This window comes from Endozoicomonas sp. ALD040, assembly GCF_049275945.1.
Taxonomy (GTDB): domain Bacteria; phylum Pseudomonadota; class Gammaproteobacteria; order Pseudomonadales; family Endozoicomonadaceae; genus Endozoicomonas_A.
Genome location: NZ_CP184829.1, coordinates 4,816,294 through 4,839,494 on the forward strand (window position 1 = coordinate 4,816,294; position 23,201 = coordinate 4,839,494).

The 23,201-nt window shown below is 46.2% G+C and carries 14 protein-coding genes and 1 pseudogene (1 of these 15 running past the window's edge); 6 read left to right on the plus strand and 9 right to left on the minus strand.

The genetic code is table 11. The annotated features are described in order from the left end of the window. The 3 genes from ACOJUN_RS17900 to ACOJUN_RS17910 form a co-directional block, all read right to left on the minus strand. Positions 1 to 2,547 carry the start of a TcdA/TcdB catalytic glycosyltransferase domain-containing protein gene (locus ACOJUN_RS17900; RefSeq protein WP_422133271.1) on the minus strand. It extends 21,330 nt beyond the left edge of the window, so the window shows 2,547 of its 23,877 coding nt (coding positions 1-2,547); the start codon lies at positions 2,545 to 2,547; its stop codon lies beyond the left edge, outside the window. Next, the gene (locus tag ACOJUN_RS17905; RefSeq protein ID WP_422133272.1) at positions 2,480 to 6,091 is read right to left on the minus strand and encodes a hypothetical protein; all 3,612 of its coding nucleotides are present in this window, start codon (positions 6,089 to 6,091) and stop codon (positions 2,480 to 2,482) included. The genes ACOJUN_RS17900 and ACOJUN_RS17905 overlap by 68 nt, the downstream gene beginning before the upstream one ends. Before the next feature lie 123 nt (positions 6,092 to 6,214). Continuing rightward, the gene (locus tag ACOJUN_RS17910; protein WP_422133273.1) at positions 6,215 to 6,856 is read right to left on the minus strand and encodes a hypothetical protein; all 642 of its coding nucleotides are present in this window, start codon (positions 6,854 to 6,856) and stop codon (positions 6,215 to 6,217) included. A 107-nt stretch (positions 6,857 to 6,963) separates the two neighbouring features. On the opposite strand from ACOJUN_RS17910, the gene ACOJUN_RS17915 reads away from it, so the two are divergent. Continuing rightward, a complete protein-coding gene (locus ACOJUN_RS17915) occupies positions 6,964 to 7,464 on the plus strand; it encodes a hypothetical protein (protein WP_422133274.1) in 501 nt (166 codons plus the stop codon). A gap of 725 nt (positions 7,465 to 8,189) precedes the next feature. On the opposite strand, the gene ACOJUN_RS17920 is transcribed toward ACOJUN_RS17915, so the two are convergent. The 5 genes from ACOJUN_RS17920 to ACOJUN_RS17940 all read right to left on the minus strand — a co-directional run bounded on the left by ACOJUN_RS17920 (position 8,190) and on the right by ACOJUN_RS17940 (position 17,300). Next, entirely contained in the window at positions 8,190 to 11,189 is a 3,000-nt protein-coding gene (locus tag ACOJUN_RS17920) for an RING finger domain-containing protein (protein ID WP_422133275.1), read from the minus strand. A 232-nt stretch (positions 11,190 to 11,421) separates the two neighbouring features. Beyond that, positions 11,422 to 13,662 (minus strand): hypothetical protein, encoded by a 2,241-nt coding sequence (locus ACOJUN_RS17925; RefSeq protein WP_422133276.1) that lies wholly within the window; start codon positions 13,660 to 13,662, stop codon positions 11,422 to 11,424. Beyond that, the gene (locus ACOJUN_RS17930) at positions 13,659 to 14,348 is read right to left on the minus strand and encodes a hypothetical protein (protein WP_422133277.1); all 690 of its coding nucleotides are present in this window, start codon (positions 14,346 to 14,348) and stop codon (positions 13,659 to 13,661) included. Before ACOJUN_RS17930 ends, ACOJUN_RS17925 begins: the two co-directional genes overlap by 4 nt. Positions 14,349 to 14,568: 220 nt before the next feature. Beyond that, on the minus strand, positions 14,569 to 16,458 hold the full coding sequence (locus ACOJUN_RS17935) for a hypothetical protein (RefSeq protein WP_422133278.1): 1,890 nt from the start codon (positions 16,456 to 16,458) through the stop codon (positions 14,569 to 14,571). Continuing rightward, a complete protein-coding gene (locus tag ACOJUN_RS17940) occupies positions 16,416 to 17,300 on the minus strand; it encodes a hypothetical protein (protein ID WP_422133279.1) in 885 nt (294 codons plus the stop codon). Before ACOJUN_RS17940 ends, ACOJUN_RS17935 begins: the two co-directional genes overlap by 43 nt. A gap of 288 nt (positions 17,301 to 17,588) precedes the next feature. On the opposite strand from ACOJUN_RS17940, the pseudogene ACOJUN_RS17945 reads away from it, so the two are divergent. The 5 genes and pseudogenes from ACOJUN_RS17945 to ACOJUN_RS17965 all read left to right on the plus strand — a co-directional run. Further along, positions 17,589 to 17,777 (plus strand): annotated as a pseudogene (locus ACOJUN_RS17945) (ISNCY family transposase); the annotation flags it as partial. Between the two features lie 234 nt (positions 17,778 to 18,011). After that, positions 18,012 to 18,509, plus strand: a complete 498-nt coding sequence (locus ACOJUN_RS17950) for a hypothetical protein (protein ID WP_422133280.1) — start codon at positions 18,012 to 18,014, stop codon at positions 18,507 to 18,509. Positions 18,510 to 18,515: 6 nt separating this feature from the next. Beyond that, positions 18,516 to 20,930 carry an ankyrin repeat domain-containing protein gene (locus ACOJUN_RS17955; RefSeq protein WP_422133281.1) on the plus strand — a complete coding sequence of 805 codons (2,415 nt, stop codon included), beginning with the start codon at positions 18,516 to 18,518 and terminating at the stop codon, positions 20,928 to 20,930. Between the two features lie 268 nt (positions 20,931 to 21,198). After that, the gene (locus ACOJUN_RS17960; RefSeq protein WP_422133282.1) at positions 21,199 to 21,447 is read left to right on the plus strand and encodes a hypothetical protein; all 249 of its coding nucleotides are present in this window, start codon (positions 21,199 to 21,201) and stop codon (positions 21,445 to 21,447) included. Further along, the gene (locus ACOJUN_RS17965) at positions 21,431 to 21,868 is read left to right on the plus strand and encodes a type II toxin-antitoxin system VapC family toxin (RefSeq protein WP_422133283.1); all 438 of its coding nucleotides are present in this window, start codon (positions 21,431 to 21,433) and stop codon (positions 21,866 to 21,868) included. Before ACOJUN_RS17960 ends, ACOJUN_RS17965 begins: the two co-directional genes overlap by 17 nt. A 324-nt stretch (positions 21,869 to 22,192) precedes the next feature. Here the strand turns inward: ACOJUN_RS17965 and ACOJUN_RS17970 are convergent, their stop codons facing one another. Beyond that, on the minus strand, positions 22,193 to 22,693 hold the full coding sequence (locus ACOJUN_RS17970) for a DUF29 domain-containing protein (protein WP_422133284.1): 501 nt from the start codon (positions 22,691 to 22,693) through the stop codon (positions 22,193 to 22,195). Positions 22,694 to 23,201 lie beyond the last annotated feature (508 nt).

Consider the following 23,201-nt stretch of genomic DNA (forward strand, 5'->3'; position numbering starts at 1 on the left):
TTTAAACAATTCCTTGTTAAAAGCAGGTAGTATATCAACGTCCAAATAGACACCCCCTCCTTCCTTATCTTTGGCAAGTACTTCCACTCTTGCCAAATCTGCTGCAGCGGCCAAAATCCCCCTTAGTGCAAGTTCTTTGATGTACCATTTTTTCAGGCTGGCGTTATTGCCTGTCGGCCAGAGTTGATTGATGTCTGCCAGCTTGAATTCACCAGATACAGGGCTGCTCCTGAGCTTGGCCAACTCGTCGCTGAACGCCTTCATTTGCTTCAGACTGTCTGTTCGTATTTTTTCTAATTCGCTTTCATCCATACCCAAATGGTTGACTAAAAACGCCTTTGCCATTTCGTCAAAGGATTTACCCTGGGCGATGCCGTTTTTTATAGTGCTATAGGCCAGATCTTGCAGTTGATTTAAACGTTTCACAAATTCATTCCTGGCATTTTCTTTTTTCAGGAATGATTCGGGTACTTTCTCAGCGGCAACAGACTCACGTATTTCCCGGGCCAATATGGGCGCTAAAAACGCTTGCGGATCGTACCAGAGCGTCATAGACCAGGCGGGAATCTGTGAAACCCAGATCTTGAGACAGTCTTCAACACCTTTTTTAAGAGGCCCAATCCAGATAGTGTTAAGCTCTTTCGGTACCTCGACCAAAGCATCCAGCAGGTACTGCTTTATTGTGGCGTCCAGCAGGGAGACGGCTGCTTCACCCATAAACGTTTTGGGCAGGTTTTCCTGCATCCGATAGACAAGGGCGTATTTTTGAAGGGGCGTTCCCTCTGGGCGAAGTTGGTCAAATTGGTCAATTTTTTTCTCCAGCGATGCTAAATTATCCGAACCAAGAGTACCCAGATGGGGCTTCAGGCTGTGCTTGAACATCGCCAGAGTCGGCATGGCATCATCGGGATTGACGGGCCCCAGCAACCCGCTGTTGTCTGACAATACAGAAGACAACTGCCGCATTCCAGCGGCACTTTCAGCAAGCAGGTTTTTTTCAGACAAGCGTTCGACTCTGGCGTCCCCCTCATTCATGCGAAGCGCTTTCAGCTTGTCAGACCTGTCGGCCAGCGACCAGGTCACCAGACCCGTGTCTCCAAGCAGGCCAACCCACAGACGCCCCCAGATATCCACTCTCAAAAGACCGTCACGGGCAGTCACTGCCTGGGTTTTTGTTGCTTTCAGGGTCTCTCTCAGGTATTGGCTGACAAGCCCGTCGTGATCAATGCCTGAGCCAACCAGGTTAATGGTTTTAACAGGAGTATCTGCAATCAATTCATTGATTGTTTTTGACAGGTCTGACGCGGTTTGCCCGCTCAGGGTAAATTTCCCATTGCTGGACTGACCCGCACCGACCACATGAATTCGGCTATCTCCGTCCAGAAATTTACCAATATCGGCAGTATTAATCCTTGCGCCTGTCTCTCCATCTGACCAATAACTGCCCTTATTGACCAGCCAACGGATTGAGTTATAACTAACTCTCGTTGGTTCGCGGTTTTTATATTTGTCAAACAGGTAATGGCTGGCCTTGCTAATCGGGTTAGCATCGCCAGACTCCATCTGGAGAACCAGTTGTTGGCTGTATTGGCCAGGCTTTTGCGGATCCGTGTCTATATAACGCCGGATATCGTTTTCCTGGTCCCGGACAGCTGCCGCTGCGCTGGAAATGGTAAAGTGTTCTCTGGCTGAAAATTGCAGAACATCCAGTAAAGCTTCGTAGCCTGCCGTCCAACTCATGGCAAACTTGCTTTCCCTCAATGCCTCATCGCCATTCAGGATTTGATAGCCTTTCCCAAACTTCTGTATCCCTCTGAGTCGGTAATAAACCAATGCCGCAGCAGCATCCTTTGTTTGGGTTAAAACCGCTTCTTTTCGTTTGGCATCATTCCAATTTGTCAAACTGGACAATTCCAGCCGACTAATATCTTCATGTTGTAATAAGAGCGTGCTTTGAGCAAACTCAATGTTTGGGTTGCCTGGTGCCGCCGCGAAAAATAAACCCGGATTTTTTTCTGATGGCACACAGGCCTGATAGGGCATGACTTGAATTTTTTCCAAAGGCTTAAACAGTTGCGAGGGATCAGCACTCGCCAGACGCTGTTCAATGTCGCTCTTCAACTCGGGGTATTTTTCACCGAACCAGGCAATATCGTCTGCAACCTTCTGTTGAATGGCAGGAGCCTGATCGTCAGGAAGGAAATCTTTGCCAAGCTGCCGGATGACCAGCTGTGTCTGTACTGCCCTTACCCTGTCCCAATCTGTTTTGCTGACGCCTGAATAATCAACACCCTTGAAAAGATCCTCATTCAATGCCGGCGAAAGCGACGTATCAGAATAAACACCGCCGAGGGTGGCCATCACCCTCATTTTCACCAGTGCCTCAGCCGCAGGCTGATGGCCACGCAACCCCAGTTCCCTGTAATAGTCCTTTTCAGTCTCCTTACCATCTTCCCCGTAGGCAGCGGTCCAGACCTTATTAAGATCGATGAGGGAAAACTTCGCCTGTGGGTAAGAAAACTCTATCTGCCGTGCAAATTCCTGCAAGGATTTCTGCATTTGGGATTTTTTTTTTGTCAAGGTCCGCCTTGTATTTGAGGTGGCCTGTCAGAAAATTCTTCACCGCCTGATCAAACGGCTGGCCCCGTTCTATTTTTGGCTTTATGGCTTTCCAGGCCTCATCCTGTAACTTCATCAGGTCTTTCAGTAAACCCGATTCAAAATCAGAGGGATTACCGGGATTGGTTTGACCGGCCAATTTACGGGTCATTGACTCTTTAAGGGCTTCGGCAAGCACACCGGCAAGCATTGCATTGGGGTCATACCAAAGATTTATTTTTAAACCGGACTCTGAATTGGCCAAAATCCATGACCGGATACGCTTCAGTTCGTCATCGGTTGGGTTAACGCTGACAAAATGCAGCTGTGGAGGGACTGGCTTCAGATTACTTTCTAACCAGCGCCGGATGTTGGTAGCCAGTTTCGCAAATTTTACGCCGGTTGCCTGTGGGTGATTCACGATCAGGGCGGTGAGTTTTTCGTAGATTTTCAACGCCGAAACAAAGGTTGATTGTGCATTCACATGGCGATAACGATCAAACACCATAAAAGACGAGAACAGGTCTTCAAAACGTTTGTTCAAGTCTGCGTTCAAGATCCGTTGATACTGTAATAACGGCTCAAATTCCATATGGAACGTCTTGGCGTCAGGAATCAGTTTATCAATTAATTTCAAGTCTGAACCTGCCACAGGATCAGAATCGGAACGGCGAACCCTTTGTACTTTTGCCGGTCTTGTGACTGCCGGATAGCGGTGCCGCAGGGAAGGTGGCAGAAGACTGTCATCTGCGGTCATAGTGCCAATGGCAGCCAGTTGCAGACGATAAGTACCGTTCCTGTCAGGCTCTGCCGTCAGTTCCAGATGACGTCCCAGGGAGCCGCGTCCGGTCACTGCCAGACGCACAGATTTTCTACTGTCTGTCTCTGTCGTTTGATTAAACCTTACCTCAACGGAAAGGGTGTCTTTGACCATCATCTGACGGGGGTTCACTACCGGTAACGGCAGTTTGTCCTGTCCGGGATAGTGCCGTGGCAAACCAAGCTCAGTACGAATCCGGTTTTTGGTCGCATTGATATTTTCTTCTGGTGCCAGCCCAAGCGCCAGCCGTAATGCCTCCCCCAGTTGGTAAAAGAACGAAAGATGGCCTGCCAGCCATCCGGAACCGTAGGGCAGGTTCCCCTCATCCGGATCAAAAGGGATAAGCGTGAAGGTGCCGTTATTGACTGTCTGGTTAATGGGTGCAAGGTCTGTCCCATTATTCGGGGCAAGATCATGGACAGTGTCATTTTCCGCACCATGATCGATGGGCAGGTAGGGCAGTGGGCCGGACTGACTGCCGGGGAACGCACCATTGCGATCGGGGATAATCAAGCTGACATACTCCCCGGGGATCGTCCTGTTGCGCTCATCGGGGTGGACCTTAAATATACCTTGGTCGTGTATGTCGCCAAGGGTGTCAGGTCTTATCGGGGTCGTTACGTTGCCCGACAGCATTCGTAACGCGTCGGTATTGTTCAACCGGTGTCTGAACAGGTCGCTGGCATCCACCAGTTGCCGCAGGTCACTGGCGAGGGTCTGATTACCGGAACTGGCCAGATAGTCCGGTGTCAGGTAAACCCCTATCCAGTCACCCAGAGCCTTGAGGGTAAGGAATCTGCCCCGAACGCTGCTGGTGGTGTCGTTAAAGAGCGGCGCCTGTTCCGGCTCCAACAGGCCATCGTATTCATCCTGTTGTGCTTCGTCATTTTTCTTCAGGCGCTGAAGGTTTGCCAGAGCCGTATTGTTGGGATCTCGGGCGATCAGCCAGTCCAGACTGTCATCGAGCGCCCTGCGGAAAAACCATTGTTCACTGCGCAACGGTTGTTCGTCGTAAACGGTTTCGATGGCCTTGAGCAAATCCGCCATTTCCCCGCCTGTACGGTTACTCTCCGCTGACGCTTGCCAGTCTCCCATAACGCTGGCAAGTGCTGGCGCCAGCCCGTCACCCTGATAAAGTTCCCGGACGGCATCAACAAAGTCTTCGGCTGTGCCGCCACGTTTCCTGAGGTCATGGCGTTGGCCTGACATCAGTCGCTGGTATAGATCACCGGACTCTGGTGGCCATTGCCGGGCCTGGTAACGTTCATCAAGCCCATAATGCGGTTGCAGTGCTTTCAGCCTGTTGTCAGTGATTCCCCAGAGCTGTTCAATACCGGCCACAGCCACGGCATTGTCGGTCAGGGTTTTTCGCCATGCAGGTACCAACAGGGATGACAGTCCGTGTCCAAGAGCCTCGTCAGAGTGCCGGGAAAGATCGGCGGCTCCCAGACGAATCAGTGGCTGACTGTCGTTTGTGAAGGTTGCGTCACTGTCAATAAATAATCGGTCGGACTCTGCCTTGATAAGAGGGACCTTGTGATCCGGGCCACCCGGATCACTGGCAATCTGCAGTCCGTGAAGAAAGGTCAGCAATTGCCGGTTAAAACCACCGTATAGAAACAGTCCTGCCAATTTCTTGAGGTCAAAAACCAGCCGCTGGAGCGTTTGTGCCGGATCTTTGTAACCGAGTGAATGGTAGCCTTCCACATCAAGGGTGATGTCGGCCAGTCGCAGTGGCGGAGCGGCGTCGCCCTGGGGGTATACCCTGATGCCTATTTCTGTTCCGTTAGCCCGGGTGCGGTAACCATCGCCAAAAGCAGGGCAGGCTATTGTCTCGTCGATGCGCAAAAGAGGCGCGACGGGTGTGAAAGGAGAAAAACTGTCAGGCACTGGTCTGGTAACATTGCCTGTTGGACGGATCTCCTCACTTTTGAGCCAGGCAAGTGTTTGACCAAGATCGTTTTTAGAATGCCAGTGTCTGGCTTGCAGTTGGGCACTTAGAGGAGTTGGCGGCTTCCCAGGATTTTTTGGGGCATTGAACAGATCAGGAAGCAAAGACTCCAGCCAATAGAGTGAAACCGGTGATACTTTCTGATTCAACCATTTGGCAGCCAGGGTTTCAGAGATAAAGTCGAGCTGTGTTTGCGTGGCTATAGCGGAAACCACGTCATCAGTCTGGCTGATGGGAGACGGGATTAAACCGCCACCATTTTCTGTGGAACCATTCTGACGTGCCTGAAATTCTGACCAGAAGTTATTGGGGTCACAGGCTTCATAAACGACCATTGCCATATTTTTCAGCAACGTGGCAACGAGTTGGTCAGCTCCGAGCGATTGCCCGATTAACAATGTAACGCCATCGTCGTCATAAAAGATATTCTGACCCGGCAAATCAGAGTCAGACAGGATAATACTGATATTCCGATGTAAATAGTGGGGAAAAAAACCGGACTGCTCGATTAACCAGAAGGCTCTGTCAATGGCTGTCCTGACCGTGCTGATGTGTGCTGGCGTGGCAAAGGCTGATCCGGGGCTGGCCTGATCCGTTGACAGTCTGATGCTAAAAATATCGGTATTAACAATGGCCGGGTAAAACCAGCCATCGCTGGTCTTGAACCACTGTCTTTTGGGAGTAGGATTGAGAGGGTTTGTATCAGTTAGATTGGCGGGCATGCAGGAAGCTCTCCGGAGCTGTAATGAATTCTACCGAAGTACAACAGTGGGAAAGACCAACTGGAGTAATGCAACAGATGTTGCTTATCAGTAATATCACTGTGTTAATGATTTCTGAGTTTTTCAACCCTGACTCATCGTAGTCGAAGGTAGTGGAGTCGTCAGGTTTTGTATCATTCCCTGGCTTGCCGACGGTACAAACGACGTGCTCTCGCCACTGCGATTGCCCGACAGGGCACTGAGGTCCTGAACCAGTCGCTGGTAGTGCTGGTAAAGTTCCGTATCATTCAGGCTTGCCATCACTGGTTGCTCACTTTCCGCTGTACCCGTTCCAACGTCGCCTTCCTCACCTCCGACCAGGCTGCACAGGTAATTAACCAGCCGTTGCCCCCTGGATCTCAGGCTTAAGCTGATGGCATCAGAGCTGTCAGCTGCGGCAAAATGAACCAGTTTGCTCCCGGCCCGTGTTCGCCTGCCCAGCGGCAGGCCCCGGCGAATCCAGGCGGCCAGGATAAAACTGCCGCCAGTGACCGGAGGTGGCATCAGGCGGGATAAACCGGCGGGGCAACGAGCCTGGTCACCGCTTTCAGTGGCATTACGCCGAGCCAGCGAATGCCAGCTTGCCGCCTGCAAATCTGCGAGGCTAACACCAGCCATTCGAACACGGTTAAACGAAGCAGGGGCGAATTTGCTAACGATTTGTGCCTTTGTTCCTGCATTGGGGGGTCCGCTGTCAGAAGGTTGTCCATCTTTATTACCTGCCAATTAAATTATCGGAAATTGCTGGGGAATTGCCATCAATCTGCTCACCTAGCTTTCTTTAGAAGTTTGGGGAGTTCGATGTGGCTACGCAATCGGTTTGATTATTTTTGATGCATTTTTTTGTTTTTATAACAACTTTAAGTAGTGTGGCTGAGTCTCAAGATAGTCCAGATGAGGTTGCAAAAGATTTATTAGTATTTTTTTCTGTTGTCAACGATTACCGAAAAGGAGCAGATACAGACAGTGAACTTTTATTCGGTGGTTATACGAAGGGTGTGGGTGGTGGTGTATGTATTTGTGCAGGTGCTCGAGTCAATAAATATTGGGTACTTACATCGAAAACTTGCGCCAAGCTTATTAAGTTAATCTTGTTAGAAGGTGAAAAATCAAAAGTCGAACATGAGATAGGATTTTTCGTTAAACTTTTCAGCAAAGATAATCCCAAGGGTATTGGTTATATTACTGTTACAGCAAACATAATATCAGATAACAATAAACCAATTGCTTTAATAGGTATTGAGTCAGCAGAGAGTGCAAGTGGCTACCTTGACTTAAGTTCGGCAGAAGAAGAAGTAAATAATGGAGATGTAAAAATCATAGGTAGAAGGTGATACGGAAGCAATAGTTCTCCGTGGTTTGCTCAGTGAGTATTTTCTGGTTTTCTGAGGAACAGGTATGGAGATACGACGGTGATTGTGTAATATCTGACATTTAGCTCAAACTTCAGGAAAATGCCTTTAAATAGCACCTTTGCGGAGCTTGGAATTACTGAGAAAAGGTAGCCCCTGATTTTTATTTGTGACACCATACCTTCAAATCACATAAACCGGGGGCGGGAACTAACTCAACTTTACCCAATCAGGGCTTTTTATAAAGAGGGATACTTTAAAAGCTCGCTGCAATAGTAGCCACAGATACAACCAAAAGGCTAAAGACTCCCGCTGTTAAGGAAGCTGCGCCAGCTGTGCATGTTTTTCCGCTGCAATCTCCATCTGAGTTACAGACACATGTACTTGTCTGCAATTTTCCAGCTTTGCCGTTTGTAATGCTACATTTACCAAAGCAACCACAGGCTGTGCAATTGCTACAAGTCCAGGTGCCAACTTCTACGTCACTCGATCTGACACTGTCGAAATCACAACCAGTTGCTGTCCCGCTAGCCTCCTAGGAGCCTGACCGAGAATAGACTGCCCTACTGCGGCGGCAGCAAATTGGTCTGAAAATCCGCTTTTGTTCGTCAAATAGCTCGCTATTCTCCTCACAAAACCGAATTTTCATCCTCAATTTTCTGCCGTCCTCGCTACGGGCGCTATTCTCGGTCAGGCTCCTAGTGGAGTTACTCTTCCTTCCATAGTTCAGTAATTTTCACAATGCTGCTACAACTTTCAGATGTTGGTAAAAAAAAACTTTGGGTCAGCACAAAGCGGCTATCGGCGCTGAAGTTGGTTGCGTGGATTGGATAGGGGTGGCGAATTTCTTGTTCCCATGACCCATCGCCCTCCAGTTGAATGATTTTCGCGGTACGATCAAAACCAAAGGTCATAACTAAGCGGCCATCGGTACTGAAGGTGGCTGAAGTGCCCCGATCATTGTGATGGATAGTGAGTCCTTGATCCCATGATCCTCCATTCTTGTGGCTATGGATTTTTGCGGTTCCATCATAACTGCTGGTTACTGCATGTTGGCTATCGGGACTGAAGGTGGCTGATAAGACCCAATGATTATGGTGGATAGTGATTTCTTCTTCCCATAATGCATCGGTTTTTTCGCCGTAGATTTTTGCCTCTTTGTCGAAACTGGCTGTCATCACATGGTGGCTATCGGGGCTGAAAGTGGCTGAGGTGATACGATCAATATGGGAAATGATGGCTTTTACTCCCCATGTTCCGTCGGCCCGTTTACCAATGATTTTAACCAGTTCGTCATCACTGCCGATAGTCAGCACATGTCGGCTATCGGGGCTGAAGGCGGCTGATCTGATCGAACTAACAGTCCTGATGTGACCGATGGTAACTTCTTTTTCCCATGACTTATCGTCTTTCTGGCCAATGATTTTTGCCGTACCATCGTCACTTGCGGTCACCACATGGCGGTTGTCGGGGCTAAAGATAGCCGAGTTGACTTCGCGCTTATGGATTACGTTGATTTTTACTTGCCATGATCCATCGGCTGATTTGCCCGTGATTTTTACCACGTTATCTTTGCCAACAGTCACCACATGGCTAGCATCAGGACTGAAGCTGGCTAAATGGATCGGACCATCATGGTGGGTGATCCCTTCTTGTTCCCATGATCCACTCTCCTTCAGAACATAAATTTTTGCGGTCCCATCGTCACCGGCGGTCAACACGCGGCTACTATTGGCGTTGAAGGTGGCTAAACGAATGGGCCCATCGTGGCGGATAGTGATTTCTTCTTGCCATGATCTATCCTCCTTTCGAACATAGATTTTTGCTGTCCCATCGTCACTGGTGGTCAACACACGGCGACTATCGGCGCTGAAGCTGGCTATTATGACCGGACTACCGTGGTGGATAGTGAACTCTTCCATCCATGTTCCATCGGACTGATAAACATAGATTTTCGCAGTGCCATCGTCACTGGCGGTCACCACAAGGTGGTTATTGGCGCTGAAGGTGGCTGAGTTGATCACGTCGTCATGGCGGATCTTGGCTTTTGTCACGGGATGAATGAGGGTTCGCAAGAGTTTTGCAAACCGTGAATCATCAGATGCCTGGCTGCTATGTCGGCAAAATTGGACAAAATGGTACAAGGTTGCATAATTTTTTTCTGTTTTATTCCATTCCTTAACGGCTCTTTTTGCAATAGCTAAAGAATGACAACCGTCGTATTTTTTCAATAGTTTGTTAAAGTCGTTAAGTTTTGTTGTTAAGCCATTTAATTGTGTACGACATGTAGGACAATCTTGGACTGCACGATCCCGCCTCCTTTTTTCGAGCCACTGACTTAAACAATCAACGTGATAAAAGTGATTGCAGCACGTTTTCACTATATTTGACGAGCGTTCAAACGGCTCCTTACATACCGCGCACTCTGCACCAATAATTTGACTGGATTCATGTTTATCCACACGCAGTCCATTATTGGCAAAAGCAGTGATCGCTATGAAATCATTTTGCATACACTGTTCATTTGATAAGCGTATTAATTCAAGGAACGATGAGTGCTGGTTAAATTGTTTCAAGGTATCCAGAAAGGGGGAGGGGAGTGTTAATGATTGTGGATTATTTATAATCTCATTCCTTATGGCTAAATCTGATATTTTTTCTAATAGATTGCGAATACGCTCAACCGGGTTTGAATGAAGCAGGAACAATTGAAGGAAGTACTCAGTAAAGCAACATTTTTCGAAATCCCCTATCTGCGGTGGTTGGTCAGGTTGGTTGAGCTTGTGGATTATGTCCAGAACAATCTCAGACAAAATCATCTGGCAGTTGTTGCCAGCGGCTTCTATCAGCTGCCTGATAAATCGGTTGCGTGTTGATTGCTCAAGGGAAGAACGCGGCAGTGCCAATATCGCCTCAAGAGGAGTAATAGTATCGCCGCTGATGTTTGTGCCTTTTGTTTCCAGAACCTGCAAACGCTGAGGCATGTCCAGCTTCTCTAACATTTCCCTGAATTTAAAAGCGGCGTTGGGATTGTCGCTTGCAATAATAGCTAAAAGCTTGTTGGCAAGTAGCTGAAGGTCCTGAGTCGAAGCATTATTTTTACCCTCCTCGCCATTGTCGTCTTCTCTGTTATTGCCATCGCCGCTGCCACTATTTTCTTCTCCGGGTGATTTGTTCTCTCGGTTTTCAGGTGCTTTTCTTTGCTCCTGTTGATGGTGGTGGTTAGTTGCGTCATTTGATCCTGCATTAGGTCTGCTACCAGAGGGTTGTCCATCCTCATTACCTGCCTGTCGGTCATCATTATGATGGGTCTTGCCTATGGACATCAGCCAGTTGATGACGGGTTGCAGAACAGCCAGGTCAATTTCGAATAATCCCGATGGCCAGCCGCCTCCACCTCCCCAGGGTGGAGGCGGCGAATAAAAAAAGCCTCCGTCGCCGACACTGGGAAAATCGGCTTTGTCAGCGAGCTTGCCTCCTGTCAATGTCAGTGTGCTATTGCGGGTTTTCCCATCATTGATTTCAATCAGAGTCTTGCGCCCATCGGGATGATGACGGTCAATAAGGTTTGAGGAGTAACATAACGGCACAATCATCATAGCCAGCAGGGAAAAAGCAAAAATACCAACCACGTCCTTCTTGTTTGTCAGGAAATGCCAGAACAGTCCGTGTTGAATGTCTGTTCTGTAAAAATAAAGGAACGCCATGGGTGAATCTCATTATTCGAAGTGCATCAGAGAATAGCCAAGATTTTCCGGGACTACTCTTCTTTCCATAGTTCAATGGTAACTATTCAGCACCCAGCAAAGGATGATTGCAGTAATTCTTCATGGCTATAAGCAGGGCTTCAAAAACATTCTGACCCTGATTTCCGATGCCAGAGATCAGGTTGCCATGGGACGAGAGCCGAATTTAAACGTGGGGATGAATCAGCTCAGGCTATAGATTCAACAATATAGCCAGCGAGGCGATGACCCCCAAAGCATTGGTCACTGGAGTTGTATCCGCTGATGAAGCAAAGGATTGAAGCTCTGTCATGCAAACAGCTGAGTCAAAGTAGAACTGCCCCTCGACGTTGGTCAGCCCAGTCAAAGCAGTGGCTTTGGAATCATTGATAGGAGTCCAGCTATTCACGATCTGGCAAAGTGTCGGTGCACTGGTCGTTGCCGGGTCGACGGTTGAACTCACAGAACTTGGGCACTCATCTGCCAGTGGCAATGGATCAACGGCTTTCAGGGAGAAATATTCGTTGTCTACTTTCCACAAAGTCATTCCCCGAAAGTGGTTACAGGTCAGTGCCAGATCAAGCTCGTCGTAGATAGTTAAAGCTGTCGTTGTGACGTTGATATTGTTACCAGCCAGATTAATGAGAGGCGCTTTGCAATAGGCAGACGAGGAAAGACCTATTAAAGCGAACCCTCCCCTTCGGGTTTCAATTCCTGTACAACTTTCTCTACGTGTCTTGCCTTTATTATCAATAACAGCAGTGTTTCTGAAGATATTAATATTGCTTCCGGATCCAATTGCAATCTGAGCCAATTCCGAGATTTTGCCCTGGAATGTGTTATCAATTATTTCGAGTTTGTTTGACAGGTTATTGATGTTGCGAAGATTAATGAATATTGCTTCCTCGGGAATTATACTGAGTTTTGTTGTGTGGATGGTTTCACCAATGACCTTGTTATTAGCGAAACGTAAGCCTGGGCCCGTGTGCAAATCATTGGTGGATGCATCCAGATTCGCAGAACAATGAATGTTAACTGCGGCCCAGACAGGAAGATAAAAAACGTTGTTCTCTATAGATAGTGCCCCATAATAGCAGCTTGTGTGGACAATAACGTGAGTTTGAGTACCTGGATTAACTCCGGTTGGCTGGAAAGTAATGTGTTTTATATGATTGTCTGCTGTTTCTCCAAAATTGAATTCGTTATCGCAGTGAGCGCCAACTCCGATCATGTATCTACTTGTAAAGTTATCATGAAGCTTGATAACAATTTCAAAACCGTCATCAGCAGCCCCGATGATCTCCTGACCGCTCTTCAAAACTATTGTATTGGCGATAAAATATTCAACAGTGGGCTTACCTGTCACGGGGGCAACGGTTGGAGAAGTTGTTTTGGAGGAAAGCAAGATAACAGTGTTATCAGGAATCTGTTGTATCAACTCACTTAAATCATCTGCAGGGTCGGCACTGAGAACAACGCAATGTCGTTCCCTGACAAGATCACTGTCGTCGATTAGCCGTTTTTGAACCCCCGTCGTTTGACCTCTGAGAGAGCTGCATAATTTCCTTGGAGGGGAAGTTGCAGTAGTAGTAGGAGCTGCAGTAGCAGGAGCTGCAGTAGCAGGAGCTGCAGTAGCAGGAGCTGCAGTAGCAGGAGTTGCAGTAGCATTAGCATTAGCATTAGCAGTAGCAGTAGCTGCAGTAGCATTAGCAGTAGCTGCAGTAGCTGCAGTAGCTGCAGTAGCATTCTGTTGATAGGTACCGTTTATTGGATAGTCGGGATGTAGGCCAATCTTGCCCAGGGTTCCTGCATAATTAATTTCTATGGGTGTTGATGCTTTAGTGGGTGTTGACTCTTTAGCGGCTCTTGACTCTGAAGTGGCTGTTGACTCTTTAGTGTCTGTTGACACTGTAGCGGCATTTACCGGGCAAGCATTACTATTCGAAAAATCCAGCGCATCCAGAAATTCAGTTCTCGAAGAGCAATTGGCTGTTAACACACGTAGGTCGGCTTTTTGGCAAAGAAGCTGATCATTGGAGATAGATCCAAAATTCGTTATATTGCCATTGATAAAGCTGTTCACCGCCGTGGTGTTGGTGACGACCGCTCCACGTGCAAAAATCCCTGCCCCTATGCCAGCTTTTGCTCTCTCGCCCGAGGTTTTGTTCCTGCTGTTCACCGCCGTGGTGTTGCCAACCGTGTCTGTAACCACGCCCCCCCCGATGTCGATGCATGCATTTTCATTCCTGGTTGTGACATGGCTGTTCACCGCCGTGGTGTTGCCAACCACTCCTAAATAAACCTGCCCCCCCCCGATGCCGGCGTCTGCCCCATAACCCCTGGTTGTGACATTGCTGTTCACCGCCGTGGTGTTGCCAACCGTTCCACGAAAAAATTGCCCCCCCCCGATGCCTGCGTCTGCCCTACAACCCAAGGTTTCGACCGTGCTGTTCACCGCCGTGGTGTTGCCAATCTTTCCTTTATGAACCCACCCCCCCCGATGCCGGCGTTTGCATATGCACCGCGGGTTTCGACCCTGCTGTTCACCGCCGTGGTGTTGCCAACCGTTCCTTTTACCTGCCCCCCCCCGATGCCGGCGTGTGCCTCATAACCCAAGGTTTCGACCCTGCTGTTCACCGCCGTGGTGTTGCCAACCGTTCCTTTAACCAGCCCCCCCCCGATGCCAGCGTAATTTTCATCACCATTGGTGAGAATATGAACATCTTTCGCCCGGATATTACTGACTGTGCCAGTATCATCAACAACACAGGCTGCTAACCCGGTCGTGTTCTGGGAAGTTATATTGGCACCAGTAAAATGAAGGTTCCTGATGCTGCCTTTCAGAGTGTCAATAAAACAGTTAGACAGGCCGCTGATGGTACGGCACTGCCCATAGTACTCCCCGGTGAATGGGTGGGTATCATTGCCAATGGATTGATAGTCTTTAGTGACAACAATATCCGCTTTCTGTTGATAGGTACCGTTCAGTGGATATTCTCGACCAATCTTGCCCAGGTCTTTTGCATCATAAATTTCTATGGGGGCTGTTGACGCTTTAGCGGGTGTAGATTGAGTGGTCAGGGGCAGTAACAGAAATACAGGAGCAATGAACAGAGCCGAATTGTGCTGCAACTTGATCATTTTCAGGACTCCTTGGAAAAGTCGCTAAGAAGCCTAGACGCTGTGTTTATAGTTTTCCATTAATATGATTATGGTGTTGCAAGAAAACAGGCGGATCTTTTTGTCAATACTCTCTTTAGTGCTGCTACTCAGGGTATTAGCCATGACTCCTGAGCCATCCATATACAGGGCGAGGGCGTTGCAACAGCCTCTTTTAAACGAGGGGATGAATCAGCTCAGGCTATAGATTCAACAATATGGCCAGAGAGGCTATGACCCCCAAAGCATTGGTCACTGGAGTTGTATCCGCTGATGAAGCTAAGGATTGAAGCTCTGTCATGCAAACAGCTGAGTCAAAGTAGAACTGCCCCTCGACGTTGGTCAGCCCAGTCAAAGCAGTGGCTTTGGAATCATTGATAGGAGTCCAGCTATTCACGATCTGGCAGAGTGTCGGCGCGCTGGTCGTTGCCATGCCAACGGTTGAACTCACAGACCTTGGGCACTCATCTGCCAGTGGCAATGGATCAACGGCTTTCAGGGGGAAATATTCGTTGTCTACTTTCCACAAAGTCATTCCCATAAAGTGGTTACAGGCCAGCGCCAGATCAAGCTTGTCATAGATAGTTAAAGCTGTCCTTGTGACGTTGATATTGTTACCAGCCAGATTAATGAGAGGCGCTTTTCTATAGGCAGACGACGAAAGACCTTTTAAAGCGAACCCTCCTTCAATTCCTGTACGAATTTCGTCAGGTGTCTTGCCTTTATTATCAATATCAACAGTGTTTCTGAAGATATTAATATTGCTTCCGGATCCAATTGCAATCTGAGCCAATTCCGAGATTTTGCCCCGGAATGTGTTACCAATTATTTCGAGTTTGTTTGACAGGTTATTGATGTTGCGAAGATTAATGAATATTGCTTTCTCGGGAATCATACTGAGTTTTGTTGTGTGGATGGTTTGACCAATGACATGATTATCAGCGAAACGTAAGCCTGGGCCCGTGTGCAAATTACTGGTGGATGCATCCAGATTCGCAGAACAATTAATGTTAACTGCGGCCCGGACAGGGAGATAAAAAACGTTGTTCTCTATAGATAATGTCCGGTTATAGCAGTTTGTGTGGACAATAGCGTCAGTTTGAGTATCTGGATTAACTCCGGTTGGCTGGAAAGTAATGTGTTTTATATGATTGTCTGCTGTTTCTCCAAAATTGAATTCGTCATCGTAGTGAACGCCAACTCCGATCATGTATTTACTTGTAAAGTTATCATGAAGCTTGATAACAATTTCAAAACCGTCATCAGCAGCCCCGATGATGTCCTGACCGCTCTTCAAAACGATTGCATTGGCGATAAAATATTCAACAGTGGGCTTACCTGTCACGGGGGCAACGGTTGGAGAAGTTGTTTTGGAGGAAAGCAAGATAACGGTGTTATCAGGAATCTGTTTTATCAACTCACTTAAATCATCTGCAGGGTCGGCACTGAGAACAACGCACTGTCGTTCGCTAACAAGATCACTGTCCTCGATAAGCCGTTGTTGAACCCCCGTCGTTTGATCTCTGAGAGAGCTGCATAATTTCCTTGGAATGGAAGTTGCGGTAGTAGGAGCTGCAGTAGCATTCTGTTGATGGGTACCGTTTATTGGATAGTCGGGATGTAGGGCAATCTTGCCCAGGGTTCTTGCATCATTAATCTCTATGGGGGTTGACGCTGCAGTGGCTGTTGACTCTTTAACGGCTGTTGATGCGGTAGTGGGTGTTGACTCTTTAGCGGCTGTTGATGCGGTAGTGGGTGCTGACTCTTTAGTGCCTGTTGACACTGTAGCGGCTTTTACCGGGCAAGCATTACTGTTCGAAAAATCCAGCGCATCCAGAAATTCAGTTCTCGAAGAGCAATTGGCTGTTAACACACGTAGGTCTGCTTTTTGGCAAAGAAGCTGATCATTGGAGGTAGGTTCAGAATTCTCTTTAATGCCATTGACATAGCTGTTCACCGCCGTGGTGTTGGCAACCGTTGCTTTAGCTCTAACCAACCCCCCCCCGATGCCGGCGTATGCATACCAACCCCTGGTTGTGACATGGCTGTTCACCGCCGTGGTGTTGGCAACCGTTCCTCTAGGTCTAACCAACCCCCCCCGATGCCGGCGTTTGCATCATCACCTCCGGTTGTGACATGGCTGTTCACCGCAGTGGTGTTGCCAACCGTTCCGAAAACCATCCCCCCCCCGATGCCGGCGTGAGCATCCTCGCCCGAGGTTTCGACCCTGCTGTTCACCGCCTTGGTATTGGCAACCGTTCCTCCACCGTTAACTGCCCCCCCCCCGATGCCGGCGTGTGCACGATAATCCCCGGTTTCGACCCTGCTGTTCACCGCCGTGGTGTTGCCAACCGTTCCGTAAACCAGCCCCCCCCCGATGCCGGCGATTCCATACCAACCCCTGGTTGTGACATTGCTGTTCACCGCCGTAGTGCTGCCAACCGTTCCTTTAATCAGCCCCCCTCCGATGCCAGCGTAACTTTTACGACCATTGGTGAGAATATGAACATTTTTCACCCAGATATTACTGACTGTGCCAGTATCATCAACAACACAGGCTGCTAACCCGGTCGTCTTATGGGAAGTTATATTGGCACCAGTAAAGTGAAGGTGCCTGATGCTGCCTTTCAGAGTGTCAATAAAACAGTTAGACAGACCGCTGATGGTACGGCACTGCCCATAGTACTCCCCGGTGAATGGATGGGTATCATTGCCAATGGATTGATAGTCTTTAGTGACAACAATATCCGCTGTCTGTTGATAGGTACCGTCCAGTGGATAGTCGCGATCTCGACCAATCTTGCCCAGGTCTTCTGCATCATTAATCTTTATGGGGGCTGTTGACGCTGTAGTGGGTGTAGATTGAGTGGTCAGGGCCAGTAACAGAAATACAGGAGCGATGAACAGGTTCGAATAGTGCCGCAACTTAATCATTTTCAGGACTCCCTGGAAAAGTCGACAGGAAGCCTAGACGCTGTGTTTATAGTTATCCATTAATATGATTGTGGTGTTGCAAGAAAACAGGCGGATCTTTTTGTCAATCCTCTCTTTAGTGCTGCTATTCAGGGTATTAGCCATGACTCCTGAGCCGCTCATATAGAGGGCGAGGGCGTTGCAACAGCCTCTTTTAAACGAGGGGGTGAATCACTCAGGCTATAGATCCAACAATATGGCCAGAGAGGCTATGACCCCCAACGCATTGGTCACTGGAGTTGTATCAATGAGAAGATTTTTTCATTGTTCGAACGTCATACCGAATGGATCAGCAAAGGTAAGGCTGGAACCCCTGTAGAGCTTGGCCTCAGAGTCTGCGTATTGCAGGATCAGTTTGGCTTTACCCTGCATCATCTGGTCATGGTAAAACAGACGGACGACCAAGTGACTGTATCTATTGCAAAAGGTGCCAAACAGTGATTTCCCCAGGTTTCACAAGTCAGTTATGACCGGGGTTTCTTATCTACGCCGTCACCATGGATGCACGACGAATCGTGTCTAACTCTACACTCGCGTAGGCTGTCCCGGTAAAGTCTGCGCAGATGTTGGCTCTTGATCCAATGCTTTGCCAGCAACTATTTTGAAAAACCTTGGTACTACTTTTGATCAGCTACAATTTCCATGTTTTGCTCGCTACTTGGTTCTTCTCCTATGAAAACTCCTTCCTACTTAGCCGCCTCTGCAACTCTGGCCGCGTTTATTCACTGCAATACCACCATGGCATGGACTTCGGTAAGGGCTAACTCCGACTCCGTTCTGCCTAATTCAAAGGTACTACAACTATATCGAAACTCTGCCGATGGCGATGAAATTAATTACATCTATTACGATATAGACAAAAGGCGATTGCTTTGGAAAGTTGTTAAGAATGCTGGTCACGAAGAAACTTATGAGCAACTATTACCTGATTTTATTGGCAGTGTCAGCGCATCTTTATTCAAAGGTAATCACTTATACATCGCTGGGCAGTTGCAATACAAACAAGAGTGGTTTATTAGCGCTTTGAATCCAAATGGTGAAGTTATTTGGGTTAGGCAGGGAAATGATAACGATCCTTCCGGCATGCCAAAAGATATTACCTTTTATAAGATCATGACAATGGCAGAAGAAAAAGTAATTTATGCTGTTGGTAAAACACCCAGCACGTAAATTGTTTTGGAGTTAAATTATGAGAATGGTTCAGATGTTTCCGGGGAAGTATTTAATAAATTTCCAAATAGAAAGCTACTTCATACTTCAAGTAACTCAACTGATGATGAAGTCATTTCGAGTGATGCAGGAGGGAGTTTTAGAATGCTTGAGTGGATAGCTGGAATAGTTACTGTTTTAGGTGTGGTAACATTGGGGTCAGTTATTTATGGTGTCTACGAATTTTATAAAAATTTAAAAGAAGAACGTAAGGCGAGAATTACTCATGCAAAGGATGTAGAAAGTAATAGGCGAAAAATTGAAAGTGATTTAATGAGAAAAATGACAAGACAGCAAACAAGCTTTTTATTGATGCCTCCTGATTCATCTGTAGTTATTTTTCCTGATATTTCCGTTACTGATAACCCTGAAGTTAATACTGATGCCGATTGCGCTGAACAAGAGCAATTATTTACATGTTTGCAAATTGCGGTTCGTGAAGGGGATCTTGAAAAAGCAGACAACCTGTTAGATTCTTCTCCGGATTTAATTAATGAATTGGATTCCTTTGGAAATACGCTGTTGCATATAGCCATAACTACCAAAAATTTAAAGATGATTAAGTTGTTGCTTCGTAAAGGAATTAAGTATGATGAAAGCAATAATCAGGGTTTTACCCCTTTGCATTTAGCTGCAACACAGGGGGACGTAAATACCTTAAAAGAACTCTTAGATAAAAAGGCAGATATAAAGCTACTTACCAGTCAGCAACACTCACCACTGCACTTAGCAATCATTAACAAAAAACCTGAAGCTGTAAAGCTATTAATTAAAAGCCTATCTGATATTCCTGAGCGATTGACAATTATCAATCAGGAAGACTATCAAGGTAATACACCTCTTCACTTAGTAATTATTAACAATCATCCTGTAGCTGTTATAAAACAATTGATTAAGATTCCAGCTCGTATTTCTGATCGATTGAGGATTATCAATAAAGAAGACTATCAAGGCAATACACCTCTTCACTTAGCAGTATTGGAAAGAAACACTAATATCGTGACTTTACTTCTTAATTATGGTGCTAGCCAGGAACTATCCAATAATGATGGATTTACACCAATATACCTTGCTGCTATTAGTGGGGTACAAGGTGCAACACAAGATGCAATAATAAGAGTGTTATTAGAATGGAAATCTAAGTTTTCTCAAGATGAATTGTCAGCACTTTTTCATATTGCCGCAAATTTCAATATTAAATCCCTTATGGAAATGTTGCTAAATAGAGATCTACATCGTGGGCTTAAGTTTTATCAACCACCATGCAAGCTTGATACAAAGGACCAGTTTTGCGTTCAAACTCAGTCAGGTCTAACTGTCTTGCATGAGGCAGTTCTTGCCAATTCATATTCTGTAGTAGCGCTTCTAATAGAAGAGCGTTTGATAGAAATTAATGCAAAGGACGACCAAGGTAATACTTCGCTGCACTATGCAATCCAGAATAACGATATAGATATGATTGAAATTCTTTTGAAAAATGGAGCAGGTATTAATATACAGAACAGCCTTGGATACACACCTTTGCATTTTGCAGTTCAACTGGAAAATAAGGAAGTTGTAGGTTGTCTAATGGAACATAAAGGTGAAATTGCCAACCCCAATATTTGTGCGAACGATGGCCGAACACCTTTATCTATTGCCTATAAAAGTAGGCTATTAGACATAGTAAAAGCTCTAGGTCAGGATAAAAGTTTACATTATATAGAAAATGATGAATTTATTAAACTTCTCGAACAGATTTATGTTTTGAAGAAGACTGACGACGAAGGAATTCGTAAAAAACTTCATGAATTTGATCCCGACAAGTCATTCAATCCAAATAAGCAATATTTTTCCGGCAATACGCCTTTGCATGTTGCTTTAAAAATGGAGCTTGACCAATTTTCTGTAATATTTATTAGTTTATACAAGCCAGATTTAAATATCCAGAATGATGAAGGGCAAACACCTCTGCATCTTGCTTTATGTGTTGGAGGAAATCAAGAATCTATAAAATCAATAATACAACAAGAAATTACAAATCTAAATATTAAGAATGATGAAGGACAGACACCTCTGCATGTTGCTTCATATCATGGAAATAAAGCAGCTATAGAATTATTAATAGACGCAGGTGCAGATTTAAATTTCAAGAATAATGAAGGAGAGACACCTCTGCATGTTGCTTTACGTCGTAAAAATCAAGAAACCATAAGATTATTAATAGAAAACAGTGAAGGTTCACAATTAAAGGATAAAAATAATCAGTCGGTTTTAGACTTGGCAACGTCCATTGGTAATGTCGAAGCGGCTTCATTGATTCGAAATAAAATTGAGGGTTCGAAGACCAACGGAACGAAAAGTGACTCTGAGCAGAAACCTCCTGTGGTTATTGAGCTGTAAGATTGAGGTGTACTTCATCCTCGACTTTAGAAGTTCTCAAAGGACAATAGTTCTACTTATATCCCGAGGATTGCTATTCGCCAGGATTGGAACCGATATAGGCAAAAATATGATGACGAGTCTGGCGGATCAGGCTGTCTCTTGCCTGGGGATTATATCGAACGTTGGTTTTTGTCAAACTCTAAAGTCGAACACTTTAAAGATATTATGGAAAATGCTATACGTATCGATCATAGTTCTTATGTTGACACGTTACGGGAGATGACAGATGAGTCAATTTAAAACACTATTGGTCGAGGTTACTGAAGAAGCTGAGAAATGCATTGGCAACAATGCTATAAAGATTGATGCAATAGATGGTAAGCTTGTGGTATTCCCTACAAAAGACCCAAACGCCACCCCTTTAAAATCCATCGACCCTGCCGAGGATAACCCGTTTCGGCAAAATTGTAAAAAATACAAAACCTTGATGAGTGCTAAGGAATGGGAGGGGTTGATTGATGAAGATAATCAATAAACTGGCCCTTGTTGATACCTGTATATTAATAGATATACTGGATAGCCAGAGTATATACTTCAATTGGTCGTGTGATACTCTCAACCAGTGTAGACACGAAGGTTCGGTGCTTTATTATAATCTGGCTATTTTAGCAGAGTTAAGTACAAACTTTGTTAATCTGGCCGACCTTATTGACTTCTTTGATTACAACAATATTAAGAAGATGGAATTAACAGAACAAATTATGTTTGATGCCGGAGTTGCATTTCGCAAATACAAAGGGAATGGAGGTAAGAAACATACAGTGTTAGCAGACTTTGTTATTGGCGCTACGGCAAAAAATAATGATATGGTTTTAATAACAAGGGATAAGGGAAATTTCAAAACCTATTTTCCTGAGGTACCGCTGCTACAACCATCTGTGGGAAACCCACTTTAAAGATATAATGGAAAAGCTATATGTATTGATCAAAACTCTTACTCGACTTTAGAGTTTTCAAAGGACAATAGTTCTACTTATTAATTCATCCAGAATCTGCTAAAAGCAACCGTCTCAAGTCCAGTAAAAAGCGAGACGGTTGCCATGCTCAAGGTTGTGCGTCAGGAAACCGAATATAAAACCGGACTTGGATGAAGAGTCTGGCGGATCGGGCTATCCCTTTCCTGGGTTAAGCGACAGTGGTTTTTTTACCTCGTTCCCACGCTGGGACCCGCAGGGCCTAAAATCATGGGAGCGAGTCAAAATGGAGCAGCGCCACAAAGGTTAGAGTTCAACTCCGTTAAGGGGATACCAGTCTTTTTCCATTAGCTTTTCATAAGACCATGGGCAGGTATCAGGGAAGCTGCTGTTGTCCAGTTTTGGGCATTTAGTGGGGATATGGCGATTCATTTCCCGAATGGCTCCATTTTTCCCATCAGGGTAAGACTCAACTAAAGCATCTTCCACCCGTTGTTCTAAACTGTGATTTTTTCTTAATAATTTATTAATGCCGTCCCTTGCATTATCAATAGAGTTTAGCCACCCGTTTATGACCCGTTTTGTAGCTACAGTATCCCGCAGCACACTGGTTTGGTAGTCACACTTAAGAAGCTGAAGTATGAGATTGGTTAGAAAATGTTCAAGATTATCGACTTTTGATTCTATGCCCAACTCCAAATCCTCTAACAGATTTTCTAAATCCAACTGGTCAAAGTGGCGATTTCGCAGCAAAGCTACCTGATTGGATAACCACTGGTGATAATCGGTTTCGTATAAATTACTCATAGATGTTCACTCCATTAAACGGATACCATTCTTCAGCCATCAACCGCTCCCTCCCAGTCGCGCTCCAGGCGCTTGGTGGGATACCCCCCATCCCTGGGGATAAGTCGCGCTCCAGGCGCTTGGTGGGATACCCCCCATCCCTGGGGATAAGTCGGCCAGCAGGTCTGAGTTTCACTTTTGTTCGAGGTTTGAGGATAGCAGTTGGTGAGGGGGGTGCAAAGTTGTTGGCGGGGGTTTCACCTGGTGAGTAGACCGGCGGAACTTCCCCGTCAGCCCCTCTCAGAACAGTACGTGAACCTCTCGATTCATACCGCTCCCATCAGGCAGGCTTCCTCATTAGCCAAAATTTACTCGGGGGATACCTGTCTTCCAGCAGGTATTACTTGCTAAACCTTGATATCATGCTCGACTTTAGAGTTCTCAAAGGACAATAGTTCTACTTAATTCATCCAGAATCTGCTAAAAAGCGACAGAGGTTTTTAATTTTTTATTAATTAACCTCCGTCGT